This window comes from Actinosynnema sp. NPDC023658, from assembly GCF_040639995.1.
GTDB lineage: Bacteria > Actinomycetota > Actinomycetes > Mycobacteriales > Pseudonocardiaceae > Actinosynnema.
This window is the reverse complement of sequence record NZ_JBFAAX010000283.1, coordinates 1-810: the sequence shown is the minus strand read 5'-3', so window position 1 is coordinate 810 and position 810 is coordinate 1. Positions and strand designations below refer to the sequence as shown.

Genomic DNA, 810 nt, shown 5'->3' with positions numbered 1-810 from the left:
GATGTCGGTGACGTCGCCGCCCGCCTGCCACAGGAACGGCAGGAACGTGGTGGTCAGGTCGTCGTCCTTGCCCGCGAAGCACAGGCCCGAGCGGTCCGCGGTGGTCAGGGCCTCGGCGGTGGCCCGCAGGCCCTCCCAGGTCGTCGGCGGTCCGGCCACGCCGGCGGCGGTGAAGTGGTCCCGGTTGTAGACCAGCGCGGTGGTGGTGCTGCGCAGCGGCACGCCGTAGACCCGGTCCCCGACGGTGGCGCTCTCGCGCACCGGCGGCAGGAACCGCTGCGCCAGGTCCCACCCGGCGAACCGGTCCGTCAGGTCGGCCAGGGCGTCGACCGCGGCCAGCCGCGACAGGTCGGTCGAGTCGACGGCGGCGATGTCGGGGAACACCCCGGACGCGGTCGCCTGGGCCAGCTTCGCCTGGAACTCGGGGCGGGGCAGGGACGTGCGCTCGATCCGCACGCCGGGGTGATCCTGCGCGTAACGGGCGAGCAGTTGGTCCACGGCCTCGTCCGCCGTGGGGGAGTGGTCGAAGTGGTCCCACCAGGTGAGTGACACCTGGTCGGGGGTCTGGGTCGGGGCTGCGGTGCACGCACCGGTGGCGAACAAGGCGACTGCCAGGACCAGCGCTCGTCCACGCATCTCGCTCCACCCTTCAGGGGGGAAGGCGACCTCTACGGACTGCGATGGTCCTACTCCGCTGCGTGAGGCGGTGTCAAGATCGGAGGTGGTTCAGACCTCCGGTCCTTGGCGTGGCTGTGGCCGGTGCGCGGCGACGCGGTGGCGGCGGCCGGCCGCTCGCCCCGCACGGCGTGC

Annotated in this window: 1 protein-coding gene; it reads right to left on the bottom strand. The window is 73.3% G+C overall.

The genetic code is table 11. The features are described 5' to 3' along the window. On the bottom strand, window positions 1-636 hold a 636-nt coding region (locus AB0G02_RS23860; protein ID WP_360797682.1), incomplete at its 3' end, for an extracellular solute-binding protein. Window positions 637-810 lie beyond the last annotated feature (174 nt).